The sequence below is a fragment of the Ensifer sp. ENS09 genome, assembly GCF_014852425.1.
GTDB lineage: Bacteria > Pseudomonadota > Alphaproteobacteria > Rhizobiales > Rhizobiaceae > Ensifer.
Window position 1 is genome coordinate 1507729 of sequence record NZ_JACVBP010000001.1, and the last position, 24043, is coordinate 1531771.

Annotated in this window: 26 protein-coding genes; 9 read left to right on the forward strand and 17 right to left on the reverse strand. The window is 63.2% G+C overall.

What is annotated here, in order from left to right:
• Window positions 1–21 precede the first annotated feature (21 nt).
• From IB267_RS07505 to IB267_RS07525, 5 genes are all read right to left on the reverse strand, one after another.
• The gene (locus tag IB267_RS07505) at window positions 22–336 is read right to left on the reverse strand and encodes an antibiotic biosynthesis monooxygenase (protein ID WP_192447035.1); all 315 of its coding nucleotides are present in this window, start codon (window positions 334–336) and stop codon (window positions 22–24) included.
• 271 nt (window positions 337–607) lie between these two features.
• A complete protein-coding gene (locus IB267_RS07510; protein WP_192447036.1) occupies window positions 608–877 on the reverse strand; it encodes a hypothetical protein in 270 nt (89 codons plus the stop codon).
• A 28-nt stretch (window positions 878–905) separates the two neighbouring features.
• On the reverse strand, window positions 906–1319 hold the full coding sequence (locus tag IB267_RS07515; RefSeq protein ID WP_043620688.1) for a DUF2325 domain-containing protein: 414 nt from the start codon (window positions 1317–1319) through the stop codon (window positions 906–908).
• A gap of 201 nt (window positions 1320–1520) precedes the next feature.
• Window positions 1521–2426: an energy transducer TonB gene (locus IB267_RS07520; protein ID WP_192447037.1), complete on the reverse strand. Its 906-nt coding sequence runs from the start codon at window positions 2424–2426 to the stop codon at window positions 1521–1523.
• A gap of 78 nt (window positions 2427–2504) precedes the next feature.
• Window positions 2505–2942 carry a hypothetical protein gene (locus IB267_RS07525; RefSeq protein WP_192447038.1) on the reverse strand — a complete coding sequence of 146 codons (438 nt, stop codon included), beginning with the start codon at window positions 2940–2942 and terminating at the stop codon, window positions 2505–2507.
• A gap of 251 nt (window positions 2943–3193) precedes the next feature.
• Between IB267_RS07525 and hemP the strand changes: the two genes are divergently transcribed.
• The 7 genes from hemP (at window position 3194) to IB267_RS07560 (ending at window position 8334) form a co-directional block, all read left to right on the forward strand.
• A complete protein-coding gene (gene hemP, locus IB267_RS33870; RefSeq protein WP_034794249.1) occupies window positions 3194–3331 on the forward strand; it encodes a hemin uptake protein HemP in 138 nt (45 codons plus the stop codon).
• 10 nt (window positions 3332–3341) lie between these two features.
• A complete protein-coding gene (locus IB267_RS07535; protein WP_192447039.1) occupies window positions 3342–4403 on the forward strand; it encodes a hemin-degrading factor in 1062 nt (353 codons plus the stop codon).
• A gap of 22 nt (window positions 4404–4425) precedes the next feature.
• Window positions 4426–5376, forward strand: a complete 951-nt coding sequence (locus IB267_RS07540; RefSeq protein WP_192447040.1) for a hemin ABC transporter substrate-binding protein — start codon at window positions 4426–4428, stop codon at window positions 5374–5376.
• Entirely contained in the window at window positions 5363–6481 is a 1119-nt protein-coding gene (locus IB267_RS07545; RefSeq protein ID WP_192447041.1) for an iron ABC transporter permease, read from the forward strand. The genes IB267_RS07540 and IB267_RS07545 overlap by 14 nt, the downstream gene beginning before the upstream one ends.
• An 8-nt stretch (window positions 6482–6489) precedes the next feature.
• Entirely contained in the window at window positions 6490–7281 is a 792-nt protein-coding gene (locus tag IB267_RS07550; RefSeq protein WP_192447042.1) for a heme ABC transporter ATP-binding protein, read from the forward strand.
• A gap of 176 nt (window positions 7282–7457) precedes the next feature.
• On the forward strand, window positions 7458–7826 hold the full coding sequence (locus tag IB267_RS07555) for a DUF883 family protein (RefSeq protein ID WP_192447043.1): 369 nt from the start codon (window positions 7458–7460) through the stop codon (window positions 7824–7826).
• Between the two features lie 76 nt (window positions 7827–7902).
• Complete coding sequence (locus IB267_RS07560) at window positions 7903–8334, forward strand: hypothetical protein (protein ID WP_192447044.1); 432 nt, start codon at window positions 7903–7905, stop codon at window positions 8332–8334.
• Between the two features lie 112 nt (window positions 8335–8446).
• On the opposite strand, the gene IB267_RS07565 is transcribed toward IB267_RS07560, so the two are convergent.
• The 3 genes from IB267_RS07565 to IB267_RS07575 all read right to left on the reverse strand — a co-directional run bounded on the left by IB267_RS07565 (window position 8447) and on the right by IB267_RS07575 (window position 10905).
• Entirely contained in the window at window positions 8447–9949 is a 1503-nt protein-coding gene (locus IB267_RS07565) for a sensor histidine kinase (RefSeq protein ID WP_192447045.1), read from the reverse strand.
• Between the two features lie 198 nt (window positions 9950–10147).
• The gene (locus IB267_RS07570) at window positions 10148–10702 is read right to left on the reverse strand and encodes an RNA polymerase sigma factor (protein WP_043620713.1); all 555 of its coding nucleotides are present in this window, start codon (window positions 10700–10702) and stop codon (window positions 10148–10150) included.
• Between the two features lie 8 nt (window positions 10703–10710).
• On the reverse strand, window positions 10711–10905 hold the full coding sequence (locus IB267_RS07575) for a NepR family anti-sigma factor (RefSeq protein ID WP_192447214.1): 195 nt from the start codon (window positions 10903–10905) through the stop codon (window positions 10711–10713).
• A gap of 154 nt (window positions 10906–11059) precedes the next feature.
• Between IB267_RS07575 and IB267_RS07580 the strand changes: the two genes are divergently transcribed.
• The gene (locus tag IB267_RS07580; RefSeq protein ID WP_043620716.1) at window positions 11060–11854 is read left to right on the forward strand and encodes a response regulator; all 795 of its coding nucleotides are present in this window, start codon (window positions 11060–11062) and stop codon (window positions 11852–11854) included.
• 456 nt (window positions 11855–12310) lie between these two features.
• On the opposite strand, the gene IB267_RS07585 is transcribed toward IB267_RS07580, so the two are convergent.
• The 9 genes from IB267_RS07585 to IB267_RS07625 all read right to left on the reverse strand — a co-directional run bounded on the left by IB267_RS07585 (window position 12311) and on the right by IB267_RS07625 (window position 22360).
• Window positions 12311–13894: an FGGY-family carbohydrate kinase gene (locus IB267_RS07585; protein ID WP_192447046.1), complete on the reverse strand. Its 1584-nt coding sequence runs from the start codon at window positions 13892–13894 to the stop codon at window positions 12311–12313.
• Between the two features lie 148 nt (window positions 13895–14042).
• A complete protein-coding gene (locus tag IB267_RS07590) occupies window positions 14043–14711 on the reverse strand; it encodes an HAD family phosphatase (protein WP_192447047.1) in 669 nt (222 codons plus the stop codon).
• Window positions 14712–14717: 6 nt separating this feature from the next.
• Window positions 14718–16202 (reverse strand): mannitol dehydrogenase family protein, encoded by a 1485-nt coding sequence (locus IB267_RS07595; RefSeq protein WP_192447048.1) that lies wholly within the window; start codon window positions 16200–16202, stop codon window positions 14718–14720.
• Window positions 16203–16242: 40 nt separating this feature from the next.
• On the reverse strand, window positions 16243–17016 hold the full coding sequence (locus tag IB267_RS07600; protein WP_192447049.1) for an L-iditol 2-dehydrogenase: 774 nt from the start codon (window positions 17014–17016) through the stop codon (window positions 16243–16245).
• Entirely contained in the window at window positions 17013–18014 is a 1002-nt protein-coding gene (locus tag IB267_RS07605; protein WP_034794095.1) for an ABC transporter ATP-binding protein, read from the reverse strand. Before IB267_RS07605 ends, IB267_RS07600 begins: the two co-directional genes overlap by 4 nt.
• A gap of 11 nt (window positions 18015–18025) precedes the next feature.
• Complete coding sequence (locus tag IB267_RS07610) at window positions 18026–18856, reverse strand: carbohydrate ABC transporter permease (RefSeq protein ID WP_034794097.1); 831 nt, start codon at window positions 18854–18856, stop codon at window positions 18026–18028.
• 5 nt (window positions 18857–18861) lie between these two features.
• Complete coding sequence (locus IB267_RS07615) at window positions 18862–19734, reverse strand: carbohydrate ABC transporter permease (protein ID WP_043620731.1); 873 nt, start codon at window positions 19732–19734, stop codon at window positions 18862–18864.
• A 162-nt stretch (window positions 19735–19896) separates the two neighbouring features.
• Window positions 19897–21207 carry a sugar ABC transporter substrate-binding protein gene (locus IB267_RS07620; RefSeq protein ID WP_043620732.1) on the reverse strand — a complete coding sequence of 437 codons (1311 nt, stop codon included), beginning with the start codon at window positions 21205–21207 and terminating at the stop codon, window positions 19897–19899.
• Between the two features lie 199 nt (window positions 21208–21406).
• Complete coding sequence (locus IB267_RS07625) at window positions 21407–22360, reverse strand: sugar-binding transcriptional regulator (RefSeq protein WP_192447050.1); 954 nt, start codon at window positions 22358–22360, stop codon at window positions 21407–21409.
• A gap of 315 nt (window positions 22361–22675) precedes the next feature.
• Here IB267_RS07625 and IB267_RS07630 point away from each other — a divergent pair, with 315 nt between their 5' ends.
• Window positions 22676–24037, forward strand: a complete 1362-nt coding sequence (locus IB267_RS07630) for an NAD(P)-dependent oxidoreductase (RefSeq protein WP_192447051.1) — start codon at window positions 22676–22678, stop codon at window positions 24035–24037.
• Window positions 24038–24043: the final 6 nt, after the last annotated feature.

The window sequence follows — 24043 nt, forward strand, 5'->3', positions numbered from 1 at the left end:
ATCTCCGCGCTGGCGCGCGGATCAGGCGCCTTCGACGGCCGAAAAACCCTCGAACTTCGGCGGACCGAGATACATCGCCTTGTTCTCGCCGGCATTCTTGTGCGCCGCGCGGAAGTTGTCCGACTTCGTCCAGGCGGAAAACGAATCCCTGTCCTTCCAGACCGAGTTCGAGACGAAGAGCGTGTAGCCCTCCTCCGGCACGCTGTCGCCGCGCAAGAGGTGGAAGGAAACGAAACCGGGCATTTCCGAAAGGCTGGAATCCCGCCCCTTCCACACTGCCTCAAAAGCCTCTTCATGGCCGATGGCGATACGGAAACGGTTCATGGCAACAAACATCGTGGTCTCCTCGGCCCTTTCACCGGAACGGTGAAAGGATCTCAATCTTTAAACGCACGCACTCCGGACGGAACACCGCCTCGCACTTTTTCTGGAATTGCTTCCTAGCTTACGCAATCCCGAACGGAAAACCGCTTCGCACTTTTCCTGGAATTGCTTCCTAGCTTACGCAATCCCGGACGGAAAACCGCTTCGCACTTTTCCTGGAATTGCTTCCTAGCTTACGCAACTCCGGACGGAAAACCGCTTCGCACTTTTCCTGGAATTGCTTTTAGGCACTTTCCTTCTTGCGGGCGGCGTCGTTGGCGGCCCGCGGAAAGGCGAGGATAGTTCCTTCCTTCGGCTCCGCAAGCCCGAGCGGGTCGCGCACCGGCGGGCGGGCCTGCCAGGTGGGGAACTCCGCGACGTTGGCATTCTCTTCCACCATGCGCGCCCGTCGCGTCAGGATCTCGTAGAGTTCAGGCACCAGGCCGTCGCCCTGCTGGGCGGCCAGCTTGTGCAAGCCGATCATCATCGCGAGGTCGGGACGTTCTTCGTTCATTGCAAATTCTCGTCTGGTCTTGGGAGGATTACCGCTCGTTGCGGCTGGTGGTCAGGTCCTGAAGCGCGCGCTCCAGGCTCGACTTCGAGCCGTTGCGCAGCGGCACGAAGGCCTTGCCCCACTTCTTGCAGCCGGTCTTCACGCGAAGACATGCGTCGTGGCTGATGCAGTCGATCGGGCAGAAGACACAGTCGACGGACGGCAACACGCGGTCGATGCGCGATACGGCCTCGCGCAGGCCGCCATCGTGGTGCAGCAGTTCGGCGCCGAAGGAGCTGGCGATTTCGCGCAAGTGCGCCACCTGGCAATCACGGCCGCCGACATAGAGGAAGCTGCGCCCTTCGAGCGTCGCCTTGCCGGCCTCCTGGCGGGGCTCGACCGGTTCCGAACCGGAGCGACCCTTGCCATTCTTCGCCGCATTCTGGTGACGCTTGCCGCGCATGCAATCTTCTCCGCCTTGTCGCGCGACGGGGCCCTCGTCAGGCAGCCGGTCGCATCGGGAAATCCTCTCGACACACACCTTTCGGCTGCGTGACGAGGGCAACCTATTAAACTTGATAAACAGAGTAAAGTATAAACATGAGTTTTCTAATCATATTTTTTCTTACAGCTTCTGCGCGAATTCTGCCACAAGGGGAGAAGATCAGCGGACGCTTGCAACCATCGGCACGATGAAGGATTTGGAGCTTGGCGATCCGGCCGGAAACGCCGGGAATGGCGCAGCACGGCGGACCGCATCGATGGCAGCCTCATCGATCGCCGACGAGCCGGAACTGCTCGCGAGGCTGACGCCCGTCAGGTTTCCATTCGACGTCAGCGTGAAGCGAACGGTCGCCGTGCCGGATACACCGTCGCGCCGTGCGGCGGCCGGAACCTTGAACCGGCGCGTGATCCGCTTGCGGATCTTGCCGCCGTAATTCTCCATGTTGGCGTTGCCGACCTCGGACGCGCGGCTGTTGCCATTTGCTGCGGACGAACTGCCGTTCTCCTGGCCGTCCTGCTTGCCCTTGACCTGGTTCTGAGCCTGCTCACCCTGGTCGCCCGCTTTCTTGCGGGTCACCTTCTTCTTTTTCACCGGCTCCTTCTTCGGCTCCGGTTTTTCGACCTTTTCCTTCTTCGGCTCCTCGGGCTTTTCTTCCGGCACGACGGTCTCTACCGGCGCAACGCTCGCCGTCACCACCGCCTCGGCAACCTGCAGGGTAGGCATTTCCTCGGCCGGCAGGATCACGTCCGCCTCGGTCGCCGTCAGATCGTGGGGCTGCTCCGCGGCGATCTCCTGCGTGGGGGCGACATCCTCGACCGGCTGGATCTCGGCGGGCTGAACCTCCTCGGGCAGATCTTCCGTGGGCTCGACAACATCGGACACTTCGCCCGATTGCAGCGTTTCCTCGAAAGCATCGCCAAGGAGCGCCACTTCGACGCTTTCGCCGCCCTGGATCAGATCCAGTTGCGTCTCGGGCGGGTTGCCACCAAACAGCGTCGCGAGCACGACGCCATGTGTTGCAAGCGATAAGACGGCGGCCCCGGTCCAGATGACGATACGCTTCATTTCAGCCTTACCTTCGTCGCACTAGGGCGACGCAAACCTCATGCTCGGATTGCCGGACGCGCTCAGCCCCCGTCCCGCTCACCCCTTGAGTTCGACCTCCGACTTGGAGCCGGTCTTGATCCCGCTCATGCACGCACCCGACTGGATGCCGTCGCCCACGCAGGCCGGCGCATCGTTGATCAGCAGGCTCTTCACCGCATCACAATTGGTGCCGGGCAGATCGAACTGGCGAACCTTGGTCTTGCCGGCGGGAAGATCGCGGAAATCGAGCACGGCCATGCGCTCGACCAGCCCCTTCTGATCGAAGATCACAAACTCGAAGGAAACCTTGCTCAACGACTGCGCAAATTCGTTGCCGGCAACGAAGGTGAGCTTGCAACCCTTCTGCGACGGCGCCACCTCGTTGAGCTCGATCGTCAGCCCCCCGGCCGCTGCGGTCTCCTGCGCCTTGGCGGCGGTTGCGGCAACGAGAGCCGCAAGGGCAACGGAAACAATCGGAAGGCTGGGAAACTTCATGACGACACCACTCCAAAGGATCGAGCACACCACCGAACGCCGGCCGCACGCCCTTGTCCACAAGCCGGCAGCAACTAACTTGAGTTTATAAGTCCGGTATTGCGTCCATAAATAAATATGAGTAATGAAGTCAAGATAGTAATCGAATTGCACGGCGGGAAATGCGGGGAAATCAGCGCGGCCTGCCCACTCGAAACGGCCGAAACACAGTGACCAACGACAACAATCTCGCACGCCCCTCGGAGCTTCCGGTGCTGACCGGACGGGCGCAAAGGATCATCGAAAGTCGCGAGCTCTTCGGCACCGAAAACGAGATCCTCATTTCCCACGACGGCGCGATCTACCGCATGAAGATCACCCGTCAAGGCAAGCTGATCCTGAACAAATAGGCAGATGAAAATGACCGAGAGCCTTCGCCCCACTCCTTCCGAAATCCGCGCCTACCGCGCCGAAAACCCGAAGATGCGCGAGCGTGACATCGCAGCCCAGCTCGGCGTTTCCGAAGCCGCGCTGGTTGCTGCCGAATGTGGGCTGACGGCCGTGCGCATCGAGGCCGACGCCAACCGCTTCCTGTCGCGCGTCGAGGAACTCGGCGAAGTCATGGCGCTGACACGCAACGAGAGCGCCGTTCACGAAAAGATCGGCGTCTACGAGAAGATCACCACCGGCGAGATGGCGAGCATTGTGCTTGGTGAGCAGATCGACCTTCGCGTTTTCCCGAGCGCCTGGGCACACGCCTTTGCCGTGACGAAGAAGGACGACAAGGGCGAAGTGCGCAAGAGCCTGCAGTTCTTCGACAAGTGGGGCAACGCCGTACACAAGGTGCACCTGCGCGCCGCATCGAACGACGCGGCCTATGAAAAGATCGTCGCGGACTTCCGCCTCGACGACCAGACGCAGGAGTTTGTCGCAGACACCAGCGTTCAGCCGAGCGACGACAAGCCGGAAACCGTCGTCGACGTCGTCGAATTGCGTGACCGCTGGACGAAGATGACGGACACCCACCAGTTCCACGGCATTCTGCGCAAGCTGAAGATCGGTCGCCGCCAGGCGCTGAGCAACATCGGCGACGATTTCGCCTGGCAGCTCGATCCGCAGAGCGTCGAAGCGATGATGCAGGCGAGCGCCGAAGTCGAACTGCCGATCATGTGCTTTGTCGGCAACCGCGGCATGATCCAGATCCATTCCGGCCCGATCGCCAAGATCGCGACCATGGGCCCGTGGCTCAACATCATGGATCCGACCTTCCACCTGCACCTGCGCACCGACCACATCGCCGAGCTTTGGGCCGTGCGCAAGCCGACGGCCGACGGCCATGTCACCTCGATCGAGGCGCTCGACGCCAAGGGCGAGATGATCATCCAGTTCTTCGGCAAGCGCAAAGAGGGCCTGGCGGAGCGTCCGGAATGGCGCTCGATCGCCGAGGGCCTGCCGCGCCTCGATACGACGGTCGCCGCCTGAGCGAGAGAATAGGATACGCAAGATGATCAACGGTCTCGACTTCCGTCGCCTTCGCCGCTCGGGTCTGGCGCTCGGCGCCTTCGCCCTTTCGGCGACATTCCTGCTGCCGGCGGTGGCACCCGATGCCCCCGCCTTCATCCGGGCGGCCATGGCCGAGGACGCGCCGAAGGCCGACGTCTCGCGCGTCGTTTCGGTCGGCGGCGCCGTCACCGAGATCATCTATGCGCTCGGCGAAGAAGGCCGTCTCGTCGGGCGTGATTCCACCAGCACCTATCCGGAAGCGGCAAAGTCGCTTCCGGACGTCGGCTATATGCGCCAGCTCGCGCCCGAAGGCATCATCGCCGTCAACCCGAGCGCCATCGTCGCCGTCGAAGGTAGCGGCCCGCCGGAGGCGCTGGCCGTGCTGAAGGAGGCCAACATTGCCTTCACCAGCGTGCCCGAGACCTTCGACAAGGCCGGCATTCCCGCCAAGATCCGCGCCGTTGGCGCCTTCCTCGGCGTCGAGGACAAGGCCGAAACGCTCGCCAAGAGCGTCGAAGCCGATCTCGATGCGGCCGTGGCCGAGGGCTCCGCACGTGCAGACAGCGAGCGCAAGCGCGTGCTCTTCATCCTGAGCACCCAGGGCGGCAAAGTCATGGCCTCCGGTCAGGGTACCGCCGCCAACGGCATCATCGAACTTGCCGGCGCGGTGAACGCCGTCGGCACCTACCCCGGCTACAAGGCGCTCACCGACGAAGCAATCGTCGAAGCCAAGCCCGACGTCATCCTGATGATGGATCGCGGTGGCGAACACTCCGCCAAGGCGGAAGAGCTCTTCGCCATACCGGCATTGAGCCTGACCCCTGCGGCCAAGAACAAGGCGCTCGTGCGCATGGACGGCCTGCACCTGCTCGGCTTCGGCCCGCGCACGGCAAGCGCCGTTCGCGAACTGAATGCCGCCATCTACGGGAAGAAGGCCAATGCCTCGCAGTGAGGCATTGGACCGCGGCATGCGCCTGACCGGATTGGCCGCCGATATCCGCGACGAATGGCGTGCGGGCAATCGCTCGCGACTCGCCCGGCTTCTCGTCGTCGCCCTCGCGGTAGTCGCCATCGCCACCTTCGTCGGCTCGATCATGACCGGTGCGGCTGACGCGTCGCTCGCCAATGTCTGGCGCTGGCTGATCGGCGAAGCCGATCAGGCCTTAAGCATCCGCGACCGCATCATCATTCTCGATATCCGGCTGCCGCGCGCCGTGCTCGGCATGCTCGTCGGTGCGTCGCTTGCGGTTTCCGGCGTGGTCATGCAGGGACTGTTCCGCAACCCCTTGGCCGATCCCGGCCTCGTCGGCGTTTCCTCGGGCGCAAGCCTTGGCGCCGTGCTGCTTATCGTGCTTGGCACCGCCACCTTCGGGCCGCTGTTTGCCCTGTTCGGCTTCTACGCGCTGCCCGTGGCTGCCTTCTTCGGTGGCCTCGTCACGACGCTTCTGCTCTACCGCATAGCCACGCGTGGCGGACAGACCTCGATCGCCACCCTGCTTCTGGCCGGCATCGCGCTTGGCGCGCTGACTGGCGCCGTCACCGGCGTGCTGGTGTTCATGGCAGACGACAAGCAGTTGCGCGACCTTACCTTCTGGGGCCTCGGGTCGCTTGCCGGCGCCAACTGGACGAAGATCCTGGCATCGGCGCCGATCATCCTGCTTTCGCTCGCCGTCACGCCGTTTCTTGCCCGCGGCCTCAACGCGATCACGCTTGGCGAGGCAGCCGCCTTCCACATGGGCATTCCCGTCCAGCGGCTGAAGAACGTCGCGATCGTCAGTGTTGCTGCGGCGACCGGCGCGTCGGTTGCCGTCAGCGGCGGCATTGGCTTCGTCGGCATCGTCGTGCCGCATCTGCTGCGCCTCGTCATCGGTCCCGATCACCGCTACCTCCTACCAGCCTCGGCTCTGCTCGGCGGCACGCTTCTGATCCTCGCCGACATGATCGCGCGCACCATCGTTTCCCCGGCGGAGTTGCCGATCGGCATCGTCACCGCCTTTATCGGCGCACCGTTCTTCCTCTGGATCCTGCTGCGCGGCCGTTCGAACATGGGATTGTGAGCAAAGCCATGATCAACGTTTCCAATCTCTCCGTCCGCCTCGGCGGGCGACCGGTCCTCCACGGCGTTTCGCTTGACGCACGACCTGGCGCGCTGACGGCGATCGTCGGCCCGAACGGCTGCGGCAAGACCACGACGCTAAAGGCCATTTCCGGAGAGCTTGCGCCAGCGGGCGGGACGATCCGCATCAACGGCCGTGACCTGCGCGGCCTAAAACCTTGGGAGCTCGCGTCGATGCGTGGCGTGCTACCGCAATCGACCGTCATCTCCTTCCCGTTCACGGTGCGCGAAGTCGTCCGGCTCGGACTTGCCGCAGGCGCAAACGCCGACGCGGCGCTGCACGACCGGATCGCTGCGGAAGCGCTCGAAGCGGTCGATCTCGGTGGTTTTGCCGGGCGCTTCTACCAGGAACTGTCCGGTGGCGAGCAACAGCGCGTGCAGCTTGCCCGCGTGCTTTGCCAGATTTCCGAACCCGTTGCAGATGACGAGCCGCGTTATCTCTTGCTCGACGAGCCCGTTTCCAGCCTCGATATCCGCCACCAGCTCGGCATCATGCAGCTCGCACGCAACTTTTGCGAACGCGGCGGCGGTGTGGTCGCCGTCATGCACGACCTCAATCTCACCGCCATGTTCGCCGACCATATGGTGATGATGAACGCCGGCAAGGTCCGCGCCAGCGGCGCGCCTGCCGAGGTGCTGACGGACGAGACGATGGAAGCGGTCTTCGGTTGCCGCATGCGGGTGGGCGTGGCGCCGCCAGCGCCCGTGCCCTTCGTGCTGCCGCAAACCGCATCGCTCTGACGCAAGCGCACGCCCGGATTCTTCCGAGAGCCAACACCAAGATTTATCGAAACAATTTCCGCACTTGCGCGTTGTCTTCCCGAAGCGCCGGCGCAGGCCTGCAGTTGTGCCCGCCGGTTTGATCAGGAAGCGCCGACCGTTCGCGGCCGGCGCATGTGTGAAAGGGAGTATTCGTCATGGCGTCAGGCCTCTTCTCCGGTTCGAGCTCGCGTTCGACAAAAAGCAACGGCAAGCTCGCCGACATCTCCATCGAGGAACAACTGGGCGAACTGCGCAACGATGTGGCGACCCTCGTCGCCCTCTTGGCCGATCGCGGATCAAGCGCATCCCAGCAGGCCCGCAGCAAGGCGCAGGACGCCCGCGAGCAGGCCGAAGCGGGTCTAAGCGAACTGTTGGCAAGCGGTGAAGATCTGCTGGCCGAGCTTCGCGATCGATACGCCGGCACCGAAAAGCAGGTTCGGCACGCTGTGCGCGAACATCCCGTTGCAACCCTCGGCGCCGCCGCCCTGATCGGTCTGGCGATCGCCGCGCTTCTTCGTCGTTGACGACGATGCGAGCCGCTAAGGCGGATGGGTTGCACCCATCCGCCAAGATCGAGGGGAAGATGACCGGGGGCAATTCATGGGACCATTGACGGCAGCCCTGACCGCGCTGATGAGCGCCGATATCGGCGCGGCCACTGCGCGCGTGAAACGCAACGCGATCCTGTGGGGCATCATGGGATTGCTGCTTGGCACGGCCTATGTCTTCGGCCTCGCGGCCACATTCCTTTATCTCAGCGAAGTGTACAGTCCAGTCACGGCCTCCGTCGCGATCGCGATCGCGTTTTTCGTGACCGCGCTGGTGCTGTTCGGCATCATGGCGATGCTGCAAGGTCGCGACCGCCGCCTGGCCGAAGAGCGTCGCCGCCGCAGACAAGTGCAAACCAACCTGACACTGCTTGCCGCCGCGGGCATCCTGCGCAAACAGCCGCTGCTGGCTGTCGCTACCGCACTTGCGATCGGGGCACTGGTCGGAACCGGCAAACGGCGCGAGCGGCGACCCGACGACTGACGATCAAGCACGGACTTTCCAGCCCGCTGCGAACTTTCCCCGCTCCGAAGACCGCTGGTGTCTGGCCCGAGAACCTTGCGCGCTTGCGTCAATCCCGGTTGCGATCAACGCGTTAAAGCGGCAGGCGGATAAGCGCGGTAACGCCGGCTGGCAGATACTCCACCTTGACCGAGCTGCCCAAGACCTTGTCGAGGCTGCGCTCAATCAGGATCGAGCCGAAGCCGCGCCGCTTCGGCTCGCGCACCGGCGGCCCGCCGACTTCGGTCCAGGTGAGATGCACAACGCTGTCGCCATCCTCGATCATGTTGCGCGCCGTCAGAACCACCTTCCCCTTCGGCACCGACAGCGACCCGTATTTGACGGCATTGGTGGCAAGCTCGTGCAGAACCAGACCGAGGCCGACCGCCTGGTCGGGGCCGAGCGATATCTCGTCCTTGTGGATCTCGATCTGCTCGGCATAGCAATTGACATGCGGCAGCAGCTGCTTGGCGATGAGGTCGGCAAGCCGGATCGTGCCCCATTCGTGATCGGAAAGCAGCCCGTGCGCTTCGGAGATCGCCTGCAAACGGCCGGCAAAGGCGGTCATAAATTCCGCCGGATCGCTCGTCTGGCGCAATGTCTGGCGGGCAAGCGACTGCAGCATCGCGAGCGTGTTTTTGACCCGATGATTGAGCTCCTTCAGCAACAGCCGGGTGCGCTGTACCGACGCCTGCTGGTCGGTGACATCGATCGTGACGCCGATGAACGTCAACGGATTGCCCTTGCTGTCGCGATCGTGCACCCGGCCGCGCCCGAGCAGCCAGCGGCCGGTGTCGCCGACACGGAACATGCCGTCGTACTCGTCATCGGCCTTCATCGCCTGGCGCAGCTTTGAAAAGGTTGCGCCGCGATCGTCGATATGGATCGCACCGAAGATTTCGCGAGCGCCGACGAAACTGTCGGCCGGCAGGCCGAACATGCGTTTCATCGCGCTGTTGCCGGCAATGGCCCCGGAGCGGATATCCCACAACCAGCTGCCGATGTTCGCCGCTTCGAGCGCCATGGCGTGGCGCTGCTCCTCGCGTGACAGCGCCGCCTCTTTCAGCGCGCGCCGGCGCGCTTCGTCCTTGATCTTGAAGAGGGAAGCGGCAAGCCCGGCGAGCCGGCTCAGCTGGTCCATCAGCGCCTGCGGCACGTCGGCGCGCGGCTTGTCGTCGAGAACGCAGACCGTGCCGACGGCCTGCCCGTCGAGCATGATCGGCGCGCCAGCATAAAATCGCAGGAACGGCGGCCCTACGACCCGCGAACGTCGCATGAACCGCGGATCAGTCGACGCGTCGAGCACGACGAGACTGGCGTCGGCTTCGGCCGCCACCTGCACGCAAAAGGACTCCTCCGACGACGCCCGGCTCTCCGTGGTTCCGACGGCCGCTTTGAACCACTGCCATTCGCGGTCGATCAAGGTCACCAGCGCAATCGGCGCGTCAAAGAGACTGGCCGCAATTTCAACGATGCCGTCGAAGTCCCGATCCGGCACCGCCATGTCGGGCACGGTCGCGTGCAAGACGCTCAGACGTTCAGGTGCGTCGAGCAGCGTCATGACGGGCGGGTCTGTCCTTTCATTCCTCATGCGCATTCGGTCTCAATTCCCAATCTGAGCGGCTTGGGGAGCCCTTGCAGGCTGCACCCGCATCTCGCTCGGTTCTGGGCATATCGACCCAAAATCGTCATGATTTGCGCTCTGCCTCCACCACCCGCCTGCCCCCTCGGGCACAGGCGTCAGTGAAAGCAGGACACCGCCGCTTTTGCAACGGTGTCCGGCTCGAAACTTTCTTCAGGAAACAAAGGCGCGCGACGTGATCGGGGCCGACGTCTCGTCGGGGCCGTAGTCGTTTTCGCCCTTCACCTGAAGAATGTCCTGCAAGCGCTGGCGCGCGCGGTTGACACGGCTCTTGATCGTTCCGAGCGCGCAGCCGCAGATCGTGGCCGCTTCCTCGTAGGAAAAGCCGGAGGCGCCCACGAGGATGATGGCTTCGCGCTGATCGGGCGGCAGCATCTCGAGCGCCTTGCGGAAATCCTGCAGGTCCAGCGAACCATATTGCTCGGGATGATGGGCAAGCGACTCGGTGAAATGCCCGTCGCTGTCCTGAACCTCGCGTCCGCGCTTGCGCATCTGGCTATAGAGTTCGTTGCGCAGGATGGTGAAGAGCCAGGCCTTCATGTTGGTGCCCATCTCGAAGTGATCCTGCTTCGCCCAGGCCTTCATGATGGTATCCTGGACCAGGTCGTCGGCGCGATCGTGGCGGCCGATCAACGACATGGCGAAGGCACGAAGGCTCGGCAACGCGGCCAGCATCTCACGTTTGAAATCATTATTTTCGGATGACATTCCGGTACTCACTCCCTGCCCTGCAGCGCCGATTGCTGCTCGGCCGCGTCGAGTTTTTCCAGAAGATCGAGAAAACGCGCGGGTATCGTCTCTTCCTGCACGGACTGATAGAGCGCCTTCAGCTTCGCTGCAATTTGCGCATTTGGATCTTCTGTCCATAAGGTCGTGCCGGTGGTCCGCCCTGCCCCTGTTTTATGTTTCATTTTCAAACTGTCGCCTTCAACTGTCCGTAATCGCCAAAACTGTCCATAGCCGCCATAACGCCGCTGAAAATTGAAATGTTCCCTCGCGGAACCTTTTTTTACGAAGAGCGTTCTCGCAACGTCACCGTAAAACGATTTTCGAGGGAGTTCCTCTATGACATTGTCCACGCGGATCGCACCGCTCCTGCCGTACCTGCGCCGCTATTCACGCGCGCTGACCGGCTCGCAGACATCAGGCGACGCCTATGTGGCCGCCGTTCTCGAAGCGCTGATCGCCGACACGTCGATTTTCCCCGAAGCAAGCAATGACCGCGTTGGCCTGTTCCGCCTGTTCACCTCGCTCTTCGGCTCTTCGTCCGTGCTCGTCCCGGAACCGGTCTCACCCTTTGCCTGGGAGCAGCGCGCATCGATCAATCTGGCAACCGTCTCGCCTCTTGCCCGCCAGGCATTCCTACTGGTCTCGGTCGAAGGCTTCCGGCCCGAGGAAGCGGCCGAAGTTCTCGACGTCAGCACCGACAAGGTCGGCGGTCTGCTCGATCGCGCTTCGCAGGAAATCTCGCGCCAGGTTGCGACCGACATCATGATCATCGAGGATGAACCGCTGATCGCCATCGACATCGAACAGATGGTAGAAAGCCTCGGCCATCGCGTCACCGGCATCGCCCGCACGCGCGACGAAGCAATCGCACTCTACAAGAAGACACGGCCCAGCATGGTGCTTGCCGATATCCAGCTTGCCGACGGCAGCTCCGGCATCGACGCGGTCAACGACATCCTGAAGACGAGCGCCATTCCGGTGATCTTCATCACCGCCTTCCCGGAGCGGCTCCTGACCGGCGAACGGCCGGAACCGACCTTCCTGGTCACCAAGCCGTTCAATCCGGACATGGTCAAGGCGCTGATCAGCCAGGCTCTGTTCTTCAACGAATCCACCAAGGCGGCGGCCTGAGCGCGACTGCATGTTTCCCTCGACTGTAACGTCGAGGGGGCATGCAGCCAATCAAGATCCTGCAGCGGCTCCGCGTCTTCCGACGTGTGGCCGCTGCAGGTCGTTTCGGGAGTTGGTTCGGCAAGATTGTCGGAACGTCCCGACGAGAAATCTCTGACCTGACATCGGCAATTTCATCACTGGACCTGCGCCGTGACCGGCGGCTTGTTGCAGTCACGCGTCACCACATGCTGTCAGATTTCTCGCAAGAGACAGCCCCCTGAAAACACAACAGCCAGTGCCGAGGGAAGGCACTGGCTGGTATGTGCAACTCACTCGGGGAGTGTGAGTTGTAGGCCGGCGGTCTGCCTCCGGCGCCGCATTGGGGGCTATGCGCGCCACCGTCCGGTCAACAACAAAATGCGCGACACGGAAAAAGGTTCCACGGCCCCGCAACAAGCTTTTCGGCTGCAGCCTTCATGCCATCTTGTCGAGCTCGTCACGGTGGCGATAGAGCGCCAGGAAGCGGCGATAGTCGCGATCATAGCCGTCGCGAACCGCCGCGTTCGGCAGGCGCTCGTGCCCACCCGACGCCATTTCGGCGCCGGCTGCGGCGAGATCCGCATGCATGCCGCCGGCAACCGCCGCCGCCATCGCCGTTCCGAGTAGGACGGCATCCGGGGCTTCCGGCGCCACAACCCGGCAGCCGGTGACGTCGCAATAGAGTTCCATGAGCAGCGCGTTGCGGACATGGCCGCCGGTGACGTGCAGCGTGTCGAGCTGGTAGCCGACCTCCCGCATCATCTCCAGGATGTGGCGGATGCCGAGCGCGATCGCGACGCAGGTGCGCCAGTAGAGACGGCAGAGCGCGTCGAAGGAGGAATCGAGCGGCAGGCCGCTGATGACGCCGAGGCCGTGCGGGTCGGCGAGCGGCGAGCGGTTGCCGTGAAAATCGGGCAGCACATGCAGCCGCTCGGCAAAGGCGACGCCCTGTTCGGCGCGCAGTTCCTGCACCCGGGCGATGATCCGGCCATGGGTTTCGGCGGTCGGCTCCAGGCCTGCGCCATGCAGGCGCACGATATGGTCGAGCAGCGCGCCGGTCGCCGACTGACCGCCCTCGATCAGCCAGGCGCCGGGCAGTACCGCTTCGTAATAGGGGCCCCACATGCCGAAACCCGGCTTCATGTCCTTGGAAAAAGCGACGATGCAGCTCGACGTGCCGGCAATCAGCGCCAGCTGTCTTTCGAGCTTCTCCGGCTTGCCGATGAAGCCGCCGACGACACCGAGCGCACCGGCATAGGCATCGATCATGCCGGGCGCCACCTGGCAGGCCTCGTCGAGGCCAAGCTCCGCGGCGGCTGCAGCGCTCAGATGGCCGACGGAGCTTCCGATCGGCAGGGTTTCTTCCGGCAGCCCGCCACGTTCGATGAGATCCTCGAGCCCGATCTTTGCAAGATAGTCTGGCTGCCAGCCGCGCTTCTCATGCGCCAGGTAATTCCATTTGGCCGTCAGCGTGCAGCGCGAGCGCTCAGCACTGCCGGTCGCCCGCCAGGAAAGATAGTCGGCAAGATCGAAGAAGAAGCCGGCTTTCTGCCATTGCTGCGGCAGGTTGCGCTTCAGCCACATGAGCTTCGGCATCTCCATTTCCGGCGACATCACGCGGCCGGAGAAGTCGAGCACCGGATGGCCGGTCGCCGTGCAGAAATCGGCTTCGGCGAGCGCCCGGTGGTCGAGCCAGACGATCGTGTCCCAGCGCGCCTCGCCCTTGCGGTTGACCGAAAGCGGCTTGCCCTCACGGTCGCGCACCACCAGCGAGCAGGTGGCGTCGAAGCCGATCGCCGCAATGTCCTCCGCAGCGATCCCGGCCTTTTCCTTCGCCGCTTTGACGGCGCCGCAGACGGCGCGCCAGATATCTTCGGAATCGTGCTCGGCATGGTTTTCTTCCGGCCGGTTCATGGCAATCGGCAGGTCGGCCCGCGCAAGCAGCCTGCCCTTGCCGTCAAAAATACCGGCGCGCGCACTGCCGGTACCGACATCGACCGCAACGACGAATTCACGCATCAAAGAAAGTCCCCGCCCCCAAGATCACGCTGATTTAGGATCTGCCAGACCCCATCACAACCGTGATCGATTGTCACGAAGGAGAGCGGACGTGCGGGCGGAAAACCGCGCACATGTTCCTCGTTCCGCTCCCGTTTCGTCCCTGCTGTTACCGGTCGACAAACTGTAACAATTCGCCCATGTCGTCAAACAGCACGTCGGGACTGAGAGCGGCAAGACTCTGCCGATGCTTGTCGGTACGCGCATGGCTGCCGCCGGCAAAGGCGAAGACCCGCATGCCCGCCGCCTTCGCCGCTTCGATCCCGGCCGGGCTGTCCTCGATGACGACACAGTCGTGGGGTTCGAAGCCCATCTGGCGGCTCGCGTGGAGAAAGAGATCCGGCGCCGGCTTGCCGTGTTTCACCATGGTGGCGGAGAAGATGTTGGGCTCGAAGAGATCGATGAGCCCGGTGACGGTCAGCGACAGGCGGATGCGCTCGGGCTGGCTGGACGAGGCGACGCAACAGGCGCCCTTCAGGCCTTCGACGGCGCCCCGGATGCCGGCGATCGGCTGCAGCTCGGTGCGAAAGCGGTCGTAAAGGCGAAGGCGCATGCCTTCGAGAAACGCATCGTCCGTCGCAAGCCCGTATTCGTCATGCAGGGTTGCCGACATGCTTTTGAGGCTGCGTCCGAGAAAGCGTTCGGTCGCCTCCTCGGTGGTCATCGAGACGCCGGCGGCCGAGAGCACGTCCACCAGCACCTCCAGCGAGATCGGCTCGCTATCGACGAGCACCCCGTCGCAATCGAAGATCACCAACCCCGACGCCGCATCCGCCATCGCACTTCATCCCTCAAGCTTGCCGTCCAGATAAAGCTGGAGCGTAGCGCGCGTACCCTTTTCCCAGAGGGTTTTCAATGCATGGGCGAAACGACGGCGGAAGAGATCGGAGCGCGCGACGTCGCCGAAGATGTCGCCAAGCGCCAGGAAGGCCATGGGATCGTCCTTGGCGGCAAGCGCCGCCCTGTTCAGCCGGTCGGCGCTCTGGTCGTTGAAGGCGATCGTCTTGCCGCTGTCCGACGTGCCGGCGAAATATCGGCACCAGAGTGCAGAGACGAGCGATAGCCCGACGACATCCTCGCCGCGCGCCAGCCGATCGGCGGTCGAGGGCAGGATGAATTTCGGCTGCCGGTTGGAGCCGTCCTGCGCCAGCCGCGGGATCGTGTCGCCGATCTTCGGATTGGAAAAACGCGTCTCGATCAGCTTGTAGTAATCGCCAAGATCGGTGTTCGGCACTGGCGGAATGACCGGGATGATCTCGTCATGCTCGAGCTTTGCAAGGAAGGCGCGGATCAGCGGCTCCTCCATCGCCTCGTGGACGAAATGAATGTCGAGAAGAGCGGCGGGGTAAGCGATCGCCGCATGGCCGCCATTGAGGATGCGGATCTTCATGTGCTCGTAGGGCGCGACATCAGGCACGAACTGGACGCCGACCTTCTCCAGCGCCGGGCGACCGAGCGGGAAATGATCCTCGAGCACCCACTGCTTGAACTCCTCGCAAAACACCGGCCAGGCGTCCTCGATGCCGTAGTCGTCGGCGACGATGCCGATCTCGCGCGCGCCGGTTGCCGGCGTGATGCGGTCGACCATGCCGTTCGGGAAGGCGACGTTGGCGTCGATCCAGTCGGCGAAGGCCGGATCATGGAGGCGGGCAAGCCCCGAAACCGCCGCATGGGTAACCTCGCCATTGCCCGGAATGTTGTCGCAGGACATTACCGTGAACGGCGGCACGTTCCTGTCGCGACGCGCCTTCAGGCCGGCGACGATCAGTCCGAACACGGTCTTTGGAGCGGCCGGGTTCTGCGCATCGGCGACGATGTCCGGATGGGTCGGGTTGAACACGCCCGAGGCCGGATCGATGAAGTAGCCGCCTTCGGTGATCGTCAAGGAGACGATGCGGATCGAGGGATCAGCGAGCCTGGCAACGATCCCGGCGACGTCACCCGGTTCCAGATAGTCGATCATCGCCCCGGTCACATGGGCGCCTGTGCGGTTGTTGTCCTGCTCGACGACGGTCGTCAGGAAATCCTGCGCGGCAAGCTTGGCGCGCATCGTCGCGTCCGAGGGAAGGACGCCGGCGCCGATGATGGCCCAATCCCTGTCGAAGCCAGCGTTGAAGAGATCATCGAGATAGACGGCCTGGTGCGCCCGGTGGAAGTTGCCGACGCCGAAATGCACGATGCCCGCCGTCAGTTGCGAGCGGTCGTAGGCAGGCACGCCGGCTTTGGCCTTGATCGTGTCGAGGGCGGCAGTTGAGAGTTTGGTCGTCATGATCCCGTATCCTTTCGAGGCTTCTCCGGCTGACACCGGTTCAGCTCATCCAGTTGCCGCCGTCGACGTTGTAGGTCTGCGAGACGACGTAGTCGCTCTCGGCTGACGCGAGGAAGATCGCCATGCCCGTCAGGTCCTGGGCCGTTCCCATGCGGCCGAAGGGCACCTCGGCGCCGACGAGCTTCTTCTTTTCGCCGCGCGGACGGTTCTCGTATTTGGCAAACAGCGCATCGACGCCGTCCCAGTGTTCGCCATCGACCACGCCGGGCGCGATCGCGTTGACGTTGATGCCGTGATTGATGAGGTTGAGGCCGGCCGACTGGGTGAGGCTGATGACCGCCGCCTTGGTGGCGCAATAGATAGCGACCAGCGCTTCGCCGCGGCGTCCGGCCTGGCTCGCCATGTTGATGATCTTGCCGCCGCGCCCTTGCGCGATCATCTGCTTTGCGGCCGCCTGCATGGTGAACAGCGTTCCAGCGACATTGATCGAGAACAGCCGGTCGTAGCTGTCGCGGGTGATCTCGACGATCGGCGCCAGGTCGAAGAGCGCGGCATTGTTGACGAGAATGTCGAGCCCGCCCGTTTCCTTGACGACCGCGGCGATTGCCGCATCAATGGACGCTTGGCTAGTGACGTCCATCTCGACCGCATAGGCGCCGGCACCGATCTCGGAGGCCGTCTGCCGCGCACGCTCGATGTTGATGTCGGCGATCGCGACCGTGGCGCCCTCGCGGATATAGGCCTCCGCAAAGGCACGACCGATCCCTCGCGCAGACCCGGTGATCAGCGCGCTCTTTCCTTCAAGACGTTTCATCGAACTGCCAGCCCCTTTTCATCGAACCTGTGGACGCGCTGCGGATCGGGCGTCAGGAAGACGCGGTCGCCGTGGGTCACCGCGAAGTCACCGCTGACGCGTGCCGTCACCGTGCCGACATTGTCGACATTGACATGCAGGAACGTGTCGGAGCCGAGATGTTCGGCGACGCCGACCGTGCCCTGCCAGGTTCCGCTTTCCTTTGAAAGCGCCAGATGTTCGGGACGAATGCCCATCGTATGCGCCTGATAGGCGGAAGCTGCCGCACCGCTGACGATGTTCATGCGTGGCGAGCCGATGAAGCCGGCGACGAAGAGATTGTCCGGCTTGTGGTAGAGATCGAGCGGCGAGCCGACCTGCTCGATGCGACCACGATTTAGCACCACGATCTTGTCGGCCATGGTCATGGCCTCCACCTGGTCGTGGGTGACGTAGATCATCGTCGTCTTGAGGTCCTGATGCAACTGGCTGATTTCCAGCCGCATGTTGACGCGCAGCGCCGCGTCGAGGTTCGACAGCGGCTCGTCGAAGAGAAACGCCTTCGGCTGGCGCACGATCGCCCGTCCGATCGCGACGCGCTGGCGCTGGCCGCCGGAAAGCTGCCGCGGCTTGCGGTCGAGATAGTCGGTGAGGTTCAGCACGCGGGCTGCATCGGACACCTTCTTGTCGATGACGGCCTTGTCCTCGCCCGCCATCTTCAGCGGAAAGGCGATGTTGGAACGCACGCTCATATGCGGGTAGAGCGCGTAGGACTGGAACACCATCGAGAGGCCGCGTTGCGCCGGCGGCAGCTCGGTGGCGTTCTTGCCGTCGATGACGATGTCGCCGTCGCTGACGTCTTCCAGGCCGGCGATCAACCGGAGCAATGTCGACTTCCCGCAACCGGACGGGCCGACGAAGACGACGAACTCGCCATTGTTGATGTCGAGGTCGATCGAGGGGATGACGGCATGGGCGCCGAAGACCTTCGAAACCTTGCTGAGTGTAATGCTTCCCATTGTCGTATCCCTTATTTGACCGCGCCGAAGGTGAGGCCGCGTACGAGCTGCTTCTGCGAGAACCAGCCGAGTATGAGGATGGGGGCGATCGCCATGGTCGAGGCGGCCGAAAGCTTGGCGTAGAACAGGCCTTCCGGGCTCGAATAGGAGGCGATGAACGCCGTCAGCGGCGCCGCCTTGGCAGCACTGAGGTTCAGCGTCCAGAACGCCTCGTTCCAGGCGAGGATGATGTTGAGCAGAAGCGTCGAGGCGATGCCGGGGATCGCCATCGGCGTCAACACATAGATGATCTCCTTGGAGAGCGAGGCGCCGTCCATGCGCGCCGCCTCCAGGATCTCGCCGGGGATCTCTTTGAAGTAGGTGTAGAGCATCCAGATGATGATCGGCAGGTTGATCAGCGTCAGCACGATCACCAGGCCAGTGCGGGTGTCGAGCAGGCCGGTGTTGCGGAACAACAGATACATCGGCACCAGCACGCCGACCGACGGCATCATCTTGGTGGAGAGCATCCACATGAGCACGTCCTTGGTTCGCTTGGTCGGCGAGAACGCCATCGCCCAGGCGGACGGGATGGCGATGATCAGGCCGATCAGCGTCGAGCCGAAGGAGACGACGACCGAGTTCATGAAGTGCAGGAAGTAGTTCGAGCGGCTCTGCACCTCGTGATAGTTCTCCGTCGTCCAGTCGAAGAAGAACAAGGACGGCGGCGAGGCGATCGCCTCGGCCTCGGTCTTGAAGCTCGTCAGGAACGTCCAGAGGATCGGGAAGAAGATCAGGATGCCGATCGTCCAGGCGACGACGGTGACGACGATCTTTCTTTGAGTGGAGACGTTGCGTGCCATGGTTCTCAAGCCTCCAGCGTCTTGCCGATCATGCGCATCAGGAAGAATGCGACGATGTTGGCGAGGATGACCGCGATGATGCCGCCAGCCGAAGCACCACCCACGTCGAACTGCAGCAGAGCCTGCGCATAGACGAGGAAGGTCAGGTTGGTGCTCTGCGTGCCCGGCCCGCCATTGGTGGTGACCAGGATTTCGGCGAAGACCGAGAGCAGGAAGATCGTCTGGATGAGAATGACGACCGTGATCGCGCGGGAAAGATGCGGCAGCACCAGGTAGATGAAGCGGCTCCAGGCGCCGGCCCCGTCCATCTGGGCTGCTTCCTTCTGTTCCTCGTCGAGCGACTGCAGGGCCGTCAGAAGGATGAGCGTCGCAAACGGCAACCATTGCCAGGCGACGATCAGGATGACCGACATCAACGGCGCGTTGGCGAGGAAGTCGAAGGGCTGCAGCCCGAAGAGCTTGGCGATCCAGGCAAAGAGCCCGTTGACCGGGTTCATGAACATGTTCTTCCAGACGAGCGCTGCCACCGTCGGCATGATCAGGAAAGGAGCAATAACGAGGATGCGCACGATCCCCTGCCCGAACATCGGCTGGTCGAGAAGCAGCGCCAGTGCGATGCCGCCGACGACCGTGATGAACAGCACCCCGAGCACGATCGCCAGCGTGTTGAAGATCGCCTGGAAGAATGCGGGATCGGTCAGGAAGTATTTGTAGTTCGTGAAGCCGGTGAACTCTTCCATGCCCGGCATCAAAAGATTGTAGCGCAGGAACGAGAAGTAGATCGTCATGGCCAGGGGAACGATCATCCAGGCCAGAAGCAGAAGCACCGAAGGCGCGATCATCAGTCGCGCGGCGGAGCGTGTGTGCAAGGTCGCCATGGCGTCCCCCAAATGATGGAATTCAACGCTTGTTCGAGAGCTCGGACCGGGCGCGCGTGGGCTCACCGCGCGCGCCGCGGAAAGTCCTCCAGGAGAGCTGCCCGGAGGAGAATTACCGGGGCGCCGGCCATTTGCGGTCAGCACCCCGGGCCCTTGGGAGCCTCACTTGATGTAGCCAGCCTTGGTCATCTCACGCTCGGTGAGCTGCTGGGCGCTGGCAAGCGCCTGGTCGACGCTCATCTGTCCGGCAAGCGCTGCCGAGAACTGCTGGCCGACCGCCGTGCCGAGACCCTGGAATTCCGGGATCGCCACGAACTGCACGCCGACATAGGGAACCGGCTTGACCGCCGGGTTCTTCGGATCGGCCGCGTTGATCGAGTCGAGCGTCATCTTCGCGAACGGTGCCGCCTTCTGGTACTCGGGGTTGGCGTAGAGCGAGGTGCGCGTGCCCGGAGGAACGTTCGCCCAGCCTTCCTTGTCGGCGACGAGCTTCAGATAGTCCTTGCCGGTTGCCCAGGAGATGAACTTTTCGGCCGAGGCGACCTTCTGCGAGCCCGCGGGGATGGCGAGGTTCCAGGCCCAGAGCCAGTTGCCGCGCTTGCCAAGACCGGTGTCGGGGGCCAGCGCAAAGCCGACCTTGTCGGCAACGGTCGATTCCTTCGGGTTGGTGACGAAGGACGCAGCCACCGTCGCGTCGATCCACATGCCGCACTTGCCGGTCTGGAACAGCGACAGGTTCTCGTTGAAGCCGTTCGAGGATGCGCCGGGCGGTCCGGCGTCGTTCATCAGCTTGACGTAGAAGTCGAGCGCGTTCTTCCATTCGGGCTGGTCGAACTGCGGCTTCCAGTTTTCGTCGAACCAGCGGGCGCCGAAGGCGTTGGCGGTCGCCGTCAGGAAGGCCATGTTCTCGCCCCAGCCGGCCTTGCCGCGCAGGCAGATGCCGTAGACTTCGGCGTTCTTGTCGGTGATCTTGCGCGCCGCGTCGGCGATGAAGTCCCAGGTCGGTGCGTCGGGCATCGTCAGCCCCGCCTTCTCGAACAGGTCCTTGCGATACATCACCATCGAGCTTTCGCCGTAGAAGGGTGCCGCATAGAGCTTGCCGTCGATGGTGAGGCCCGAGCGGATGGCCGGCAACAGGTCGTCGACATCATAGTCGGCGCCGAGATTGTCGAGCGGCAACAGCCAGCCCTGCTTCGCCCAGATCGGCACTTCATAGGTGCCGATCGTCATGATGTCGTACTGGCCGCCCTTGGTGGCGATATCGGTCGTCACGCGCTGGCGCAGCACGTTTTCCTCAAGCGTTACCCACTCGAGCTGAATGTCCGGATTCTTGGACGTGAAATCTTCCGTCAGCTTCTGCATCCGGATCATGTCGCCGTTGTTCACGGTCGCGATCGTCAGGGTTTCTGCTTGGGCCAGACCCGACAGTGCGACTGCCGAGCACGTGCCCAGCAGGAAAGTTCTCAAGTTCATCGACTTCCTCCCAGAAGAAATTGAGCATTTGCCTCGCTCATGGGCAATTACTCATTTCTCGTGACAAAATGTCAATGTGCAATCGTTGCTGCGCCGCACACGAGAACATTAGAAGATTGTTTTGACTGCCGATTTTTTCGTTACGCACATGCGAAAGGCCGGCGCATTGGCCGGCCTTTTCAAACGTTTCGCATTACGCTCAAGCGTTGAGCAGATAGCTCGCCGTCGCCTCATCGGTGATAAGGCCGTTGATGATGCCGCCCTTTACCGCCGCCCTCAGCGCCTCATATTTGCGCCGGCCCTTGGCAAGGCCGATGACCGAGGCCTTGTCGCGCGGCGGCAAGGGAACGGAGGCAACGCGCTCGTTGAAGCTGCCCGAGAGCAACGCGCCGTCATGATCGAACATCCAGCCGCAGATCTCGCCCGCAGCACCCGCCTTGGTGAGGCCGGCCATCTCCTCTTGCGCCAGAAACCCATCCTGGCAGAGCGGCGCATCGGGCCCGAGTTCGCCGACACCGACGAAGGCGACATTGGCCTCGGCGCCGAGCCTGAGCGCCACCTGCACCAGGCTCTGGCTGTGCAGCACCTCGCGCTCCTCGGCCGAAGCGGCGAGCACCGGCAGCGGCATCGGAAAATGCCGCGCCTTGACCGCATCGGCCATGCTGAAGATGACGTTGTAATAGGCGGCCGAACCGTCGAGGCCGATATTGCCGGTGAGCGACACGATGCGGTGCTGCGGACATTCCATCGGCGGCAACTGGTCGACGGCCGCCTTCAGCGTGCGTCCGGTACCGATCGCCAGCACCTGCGGCTCGGGCAATTTCAGCCAGCGCTCGATCTCGGCGGCGCCTGCCTCCGCGATGCCGACGGTCGTCGAGGTCGAACCCGGATCGCTCGGCACCACTTCCACATGTTTCAGCCCGTATTTGTCGCGAAGACCTGCCGCGGCTTCCAGACATGCGGCGATCGGATGATCGAGCCGGACCTTGATCAGCCGCTCGGACATGGCGAGCGAAACCAGTCGCTGCGCCGACTGGCGCGAGATCCCCATGACAGTCGCGATCTCGTCCTGGGTTCGGCCAGCGACATAGTATAGCCAGCCAGCCCGGGCAGCATCGTCAAGCCTGTTGTTCGCCTCGCCCCTGCGCGCCATCACTGTTCTCCGTTCCCCCCCGCGATCACGATACTTTCGGATCCTGTCGATCCAAAAGTATCATGATCGACCCTCATAAGCAGAGCAGGGTGCAGGCGGAAAACCGCGCACACTTTTCCTCACCCCGCTCTGATTTGCTGCCACTATTTGCCTGTGCCTGTCAAACATCGGCCAAGAACAAGGGTTTGGTGGTTCTATCGCAAAGCCCCGGACCGCAAGGCTTTCCGCTCATTTCTGCCCCAAATTTTTACCGTTTGATAAAAAAATAAAGCGTGTTACCGTTCCATCATCCTGAGAAAACATTGGGAGCCAAAAATGGGAACGACACAATCTGGGATCCGCGGCGGCCGCCTGCCGCTCGGGGAGTACGAGAGCAATTTCTCCGACCTGCATCCGCCGCTCGACAAGCACGAGGCCCTCGTCGCATCCGACCGCTGTTATTTCTGTCATGACGCGCCGTGTATGACGGCCTGTCCCACCTCCATCGATATCCCGCTGTTCATTCGGCAGATATCGACGGGCAACCCGATCGGATCGGCCAAGACGATCTTCGATCAGAACATCCTGGGCGGCATGTGCGCCCGCGTCTGTCCCACCGAAACGCTCTGCGAACAGGCCTGCGTTCGCAACACCGCCGAGGAGCGCCCGGTCGAGATCGGCCGCCTGCAGCGCTATGCGACCGACGTGGCGATGAAGGAAAACAAGCAGTTCTACACCCGCGCGGAAAGCTCCGGCCGCAAGGTGGCCGTCGTCGGCGCCGGCCCGGCCGGCCTTGCTGCCGCCCATCGTCTGGCCGTCAAGGGCCACGACGTCGTGATCTACGATGCCCGCCCGAAGTCCGGCGGTCTCAACGAGTACGGCATTGCCGCCTACAAGTCGGTCGATGACTTCGCCCAGAAGGAAGTCGACTACGTGCTGGCGATCGGCGGCATCGAAGTGCGCCATGGGCAGGCACTCGGCCGCGACTTCACCCTTGCCGACCTTTCGGAGCAATATGACGGCGTCTTCCTCGGCCTCGGCCTTGCCGGCGTCAACGCGTTGCGCCTCGAAGGTGAAAATGCCGAAGGCGTTGACGACGCCGTCGACTTCATCGCAGCCCTTCGCCAGTCGAAGACCAAGGCTGACATTGCGGTCGGGCGCCGCGTCGTCGTTCTCGGCGGCGGCATGACCGCCATCGACGCGGCGGTGCAAGCCAAGTTGCTCGGCGCCGAAGAGGTGACGATCTGCTACCGCCGCGGCAAGGAGCACATGAACGCCTCCGAGTTCGAACAGGACCTGGCGGCCTCCAAGGGCGTCACCATCCGCCACTGGCTGCAGCCCAAGCGCATCGCCGAGAAGGACGGCAAGGTCGCCGGCATCGAGCTGGAATACACCACGCTCGAAGACGGAAAGCTGACGGCGACCGGCGAAACCGGTATCATTGCCGCCGACCAGATCTTCAAGGCGATCGGCCAGAGCTTCCTCGGCGCAGGCCTCGGCGCGCTGCAGCTCGAAGGCGGCCGGATCGTTGTGGACGCCGAAGGACGCACGTCGCTCCCCAACGTCTGGGCCGGCGGCGACTGCGTGCTCGGCGGTGAAGACCTCACGGTCTCGGCCGTCGCCATGGGCCGCGACGCGGCTGAATCGATCAATCGGGCCTTCGCCGCGGCTCAGCCGCGCGCGAGCGCAGTTGCCTAAGGGATC

Coding starts and splice junctions, on each gene's coding strand:
- IB267_RS07505 (WP_192447035.1), bottom strand. CDS start 336: ATGTTTGTTGCCATGAACCGTTTCCGTATCGCCATCGGCCATGAAGAG.
- IB267_RS07510 (WP_192447036.1), bottom strand. CDS start 877: ATGAACGAAGAACGTCCCGACCTCGCGATGATGATCGGCTTGCACAAG.
- IB267_RS07515 (WP_043620688.1), bottom strand. CDS start 1,319: ATGCGCGGCAAGCGTCACCAGAATGCGGCGAAGAATGGCAAGGGTCGC.
- IB267_RS07520 (WP_192447037.1), bottom strand. CDS start 2,426: ATGAAGCGTATCGTCATCTGGACCGGGGCCGCCGTCTTATCGCTTGCA.
- IB267_RS07525 (WP_192447038.1), bottom strand. CDS start 2,942: ATGAAGTTTCCCAGCCTTCCGATTGTTTCCGTTGCCCTTGCGGCTCTC.
- IB267_RS07535 (WP_192447039.1), top strand. CDS start 3,342: ATGACCGAGAGCCTTCGCCCCACTCCTTCCGAAATCCGCGCCTACCGC.
- IB267_RS07540 (WP_192447040.1), top strand. CDS start 4,426: ATGATCAACGGTCTCGACTTCCGTCGCCTTCGCCGCTCGGGTCTGGCG.
- IB267_RS07545 (WP_192447041.1), top strand. CDS start 5,363: ATGCCTCGCAGTGAGGCATTGGACCGCGGCATGCGCCTGACCGGATTG.
- IB267_RS07550 (WP_192447042.1), top strand. CDS start 6,490: ATGATCAACGTTTCCAATCTCTCCGTCCGCCTCGGCGGGCGACCGGTC.
- IB267_RS07555 (WP_192447043.1), top strand. CDS start 7,458: ATGGCGTCAGGCCTCTTCTCCGGTTCGAGCTCGCGTTCGACAAAAAGC.
- IB267_RS07560 (WP_192447044.1), top strand. CDS start 7,903: ATGGGACCATTGACGGCAGCCCTGACCGCGCTGATGAGCGCCGATATC.
- IB267_RS07565 (WP_192447045.1), bottom strand. CDS start 9,949: ATGCGCATGAGGAATGAAAGGACAGACCCGCCCGTCATGACGCTGCTC.
- IB267_RS07570 (WP_043620713.1), bottom strand. CDS start 10,702: ATGTCATCCGAAAATAATGATTTCAAACGTGAGATGCTGGCCGCGTTG.
- IB267_RS07575 (WP_192447214.1), bottom strand. CDS start 10,905: ATGAAACATAAAACAGGGGCAGGGCGGACCACCGGCACGACCTTATGG.
- IB267_RS07580 (WP_043620716.1), top strand. CDS start 11,060: ATGACATTGTCCACGCGGATCGCACCGCTCCTGCCGTACCTGCGCCGC.
- IB267_RS07585 (WP_192447046.1), bottom strand. CDS start 13,894: ATGCGTGAATTCGTCGTTGCGGTCGATGTCGGTACCGGCAGTGCGCGC.
- IB267_RS07590 (WP_192447047.1), bottom strand. CDS start 14,711: ATGGCGGATGCGGCGTCGGGGTTGGTGATCTTCGATTGCGACGGGGTG.
- IB267_RS07595 (WP_192447048.1), bottom strand. CDS start 16,202: ATGACGACCAAACTCTCAACTGCCGCCCTCGACACGATCAAGGCCAAA.
- IB267_RS07600 (WP_192447049.1), bottom strand. CDS start 17,016: ATGAAACGTCTTGAAGGAAAGAGCGCGCTGATCACCGGGTCTGCGCGA.
- IB267_RS07605 (WP_034794095.1), bottom strand. CDS start 18,014: ATGGGAAGCATTACACTCAGCAAGGTTTCGAAGGTCTTCGGCGCCCAT.
- IB267_RS07610 (WP_034794097.1), bottom strand. CDS start 18,856: ATGGCACGCAACGTCTCCACTCAAAGAAAGATCGTCGTCACCGTCGTC.
- IB267_RS07615 (WP_043620731.1), bottom strand. CDS start 19,734: ATGGCGACCTTGCACACACGCTCCGCCGCGCGACTGATGATCGCGCCT.
- IB267_RS07620 (WP_043620732.1), bottom strand. CDS start 21,207: ATGAACTTGAGAACTTTCCTGCTGGGCACGTGCTCGGCAGTCGCACTG.
- IB267_RS07625 (WP_192447050.1), bottom strand. CDS start 22,360: ATGGCGCGCAGGGGCGAGGCGAACAACAGGCTTGACGATGCTGCCCGG.
- IB267_RS07630 (WP_192447051.1), top strand. CDS start 22,676: ATGGGAACGACACAATCTGGGATCCGCGGCGGCCGCCTGCCGCTCGGG.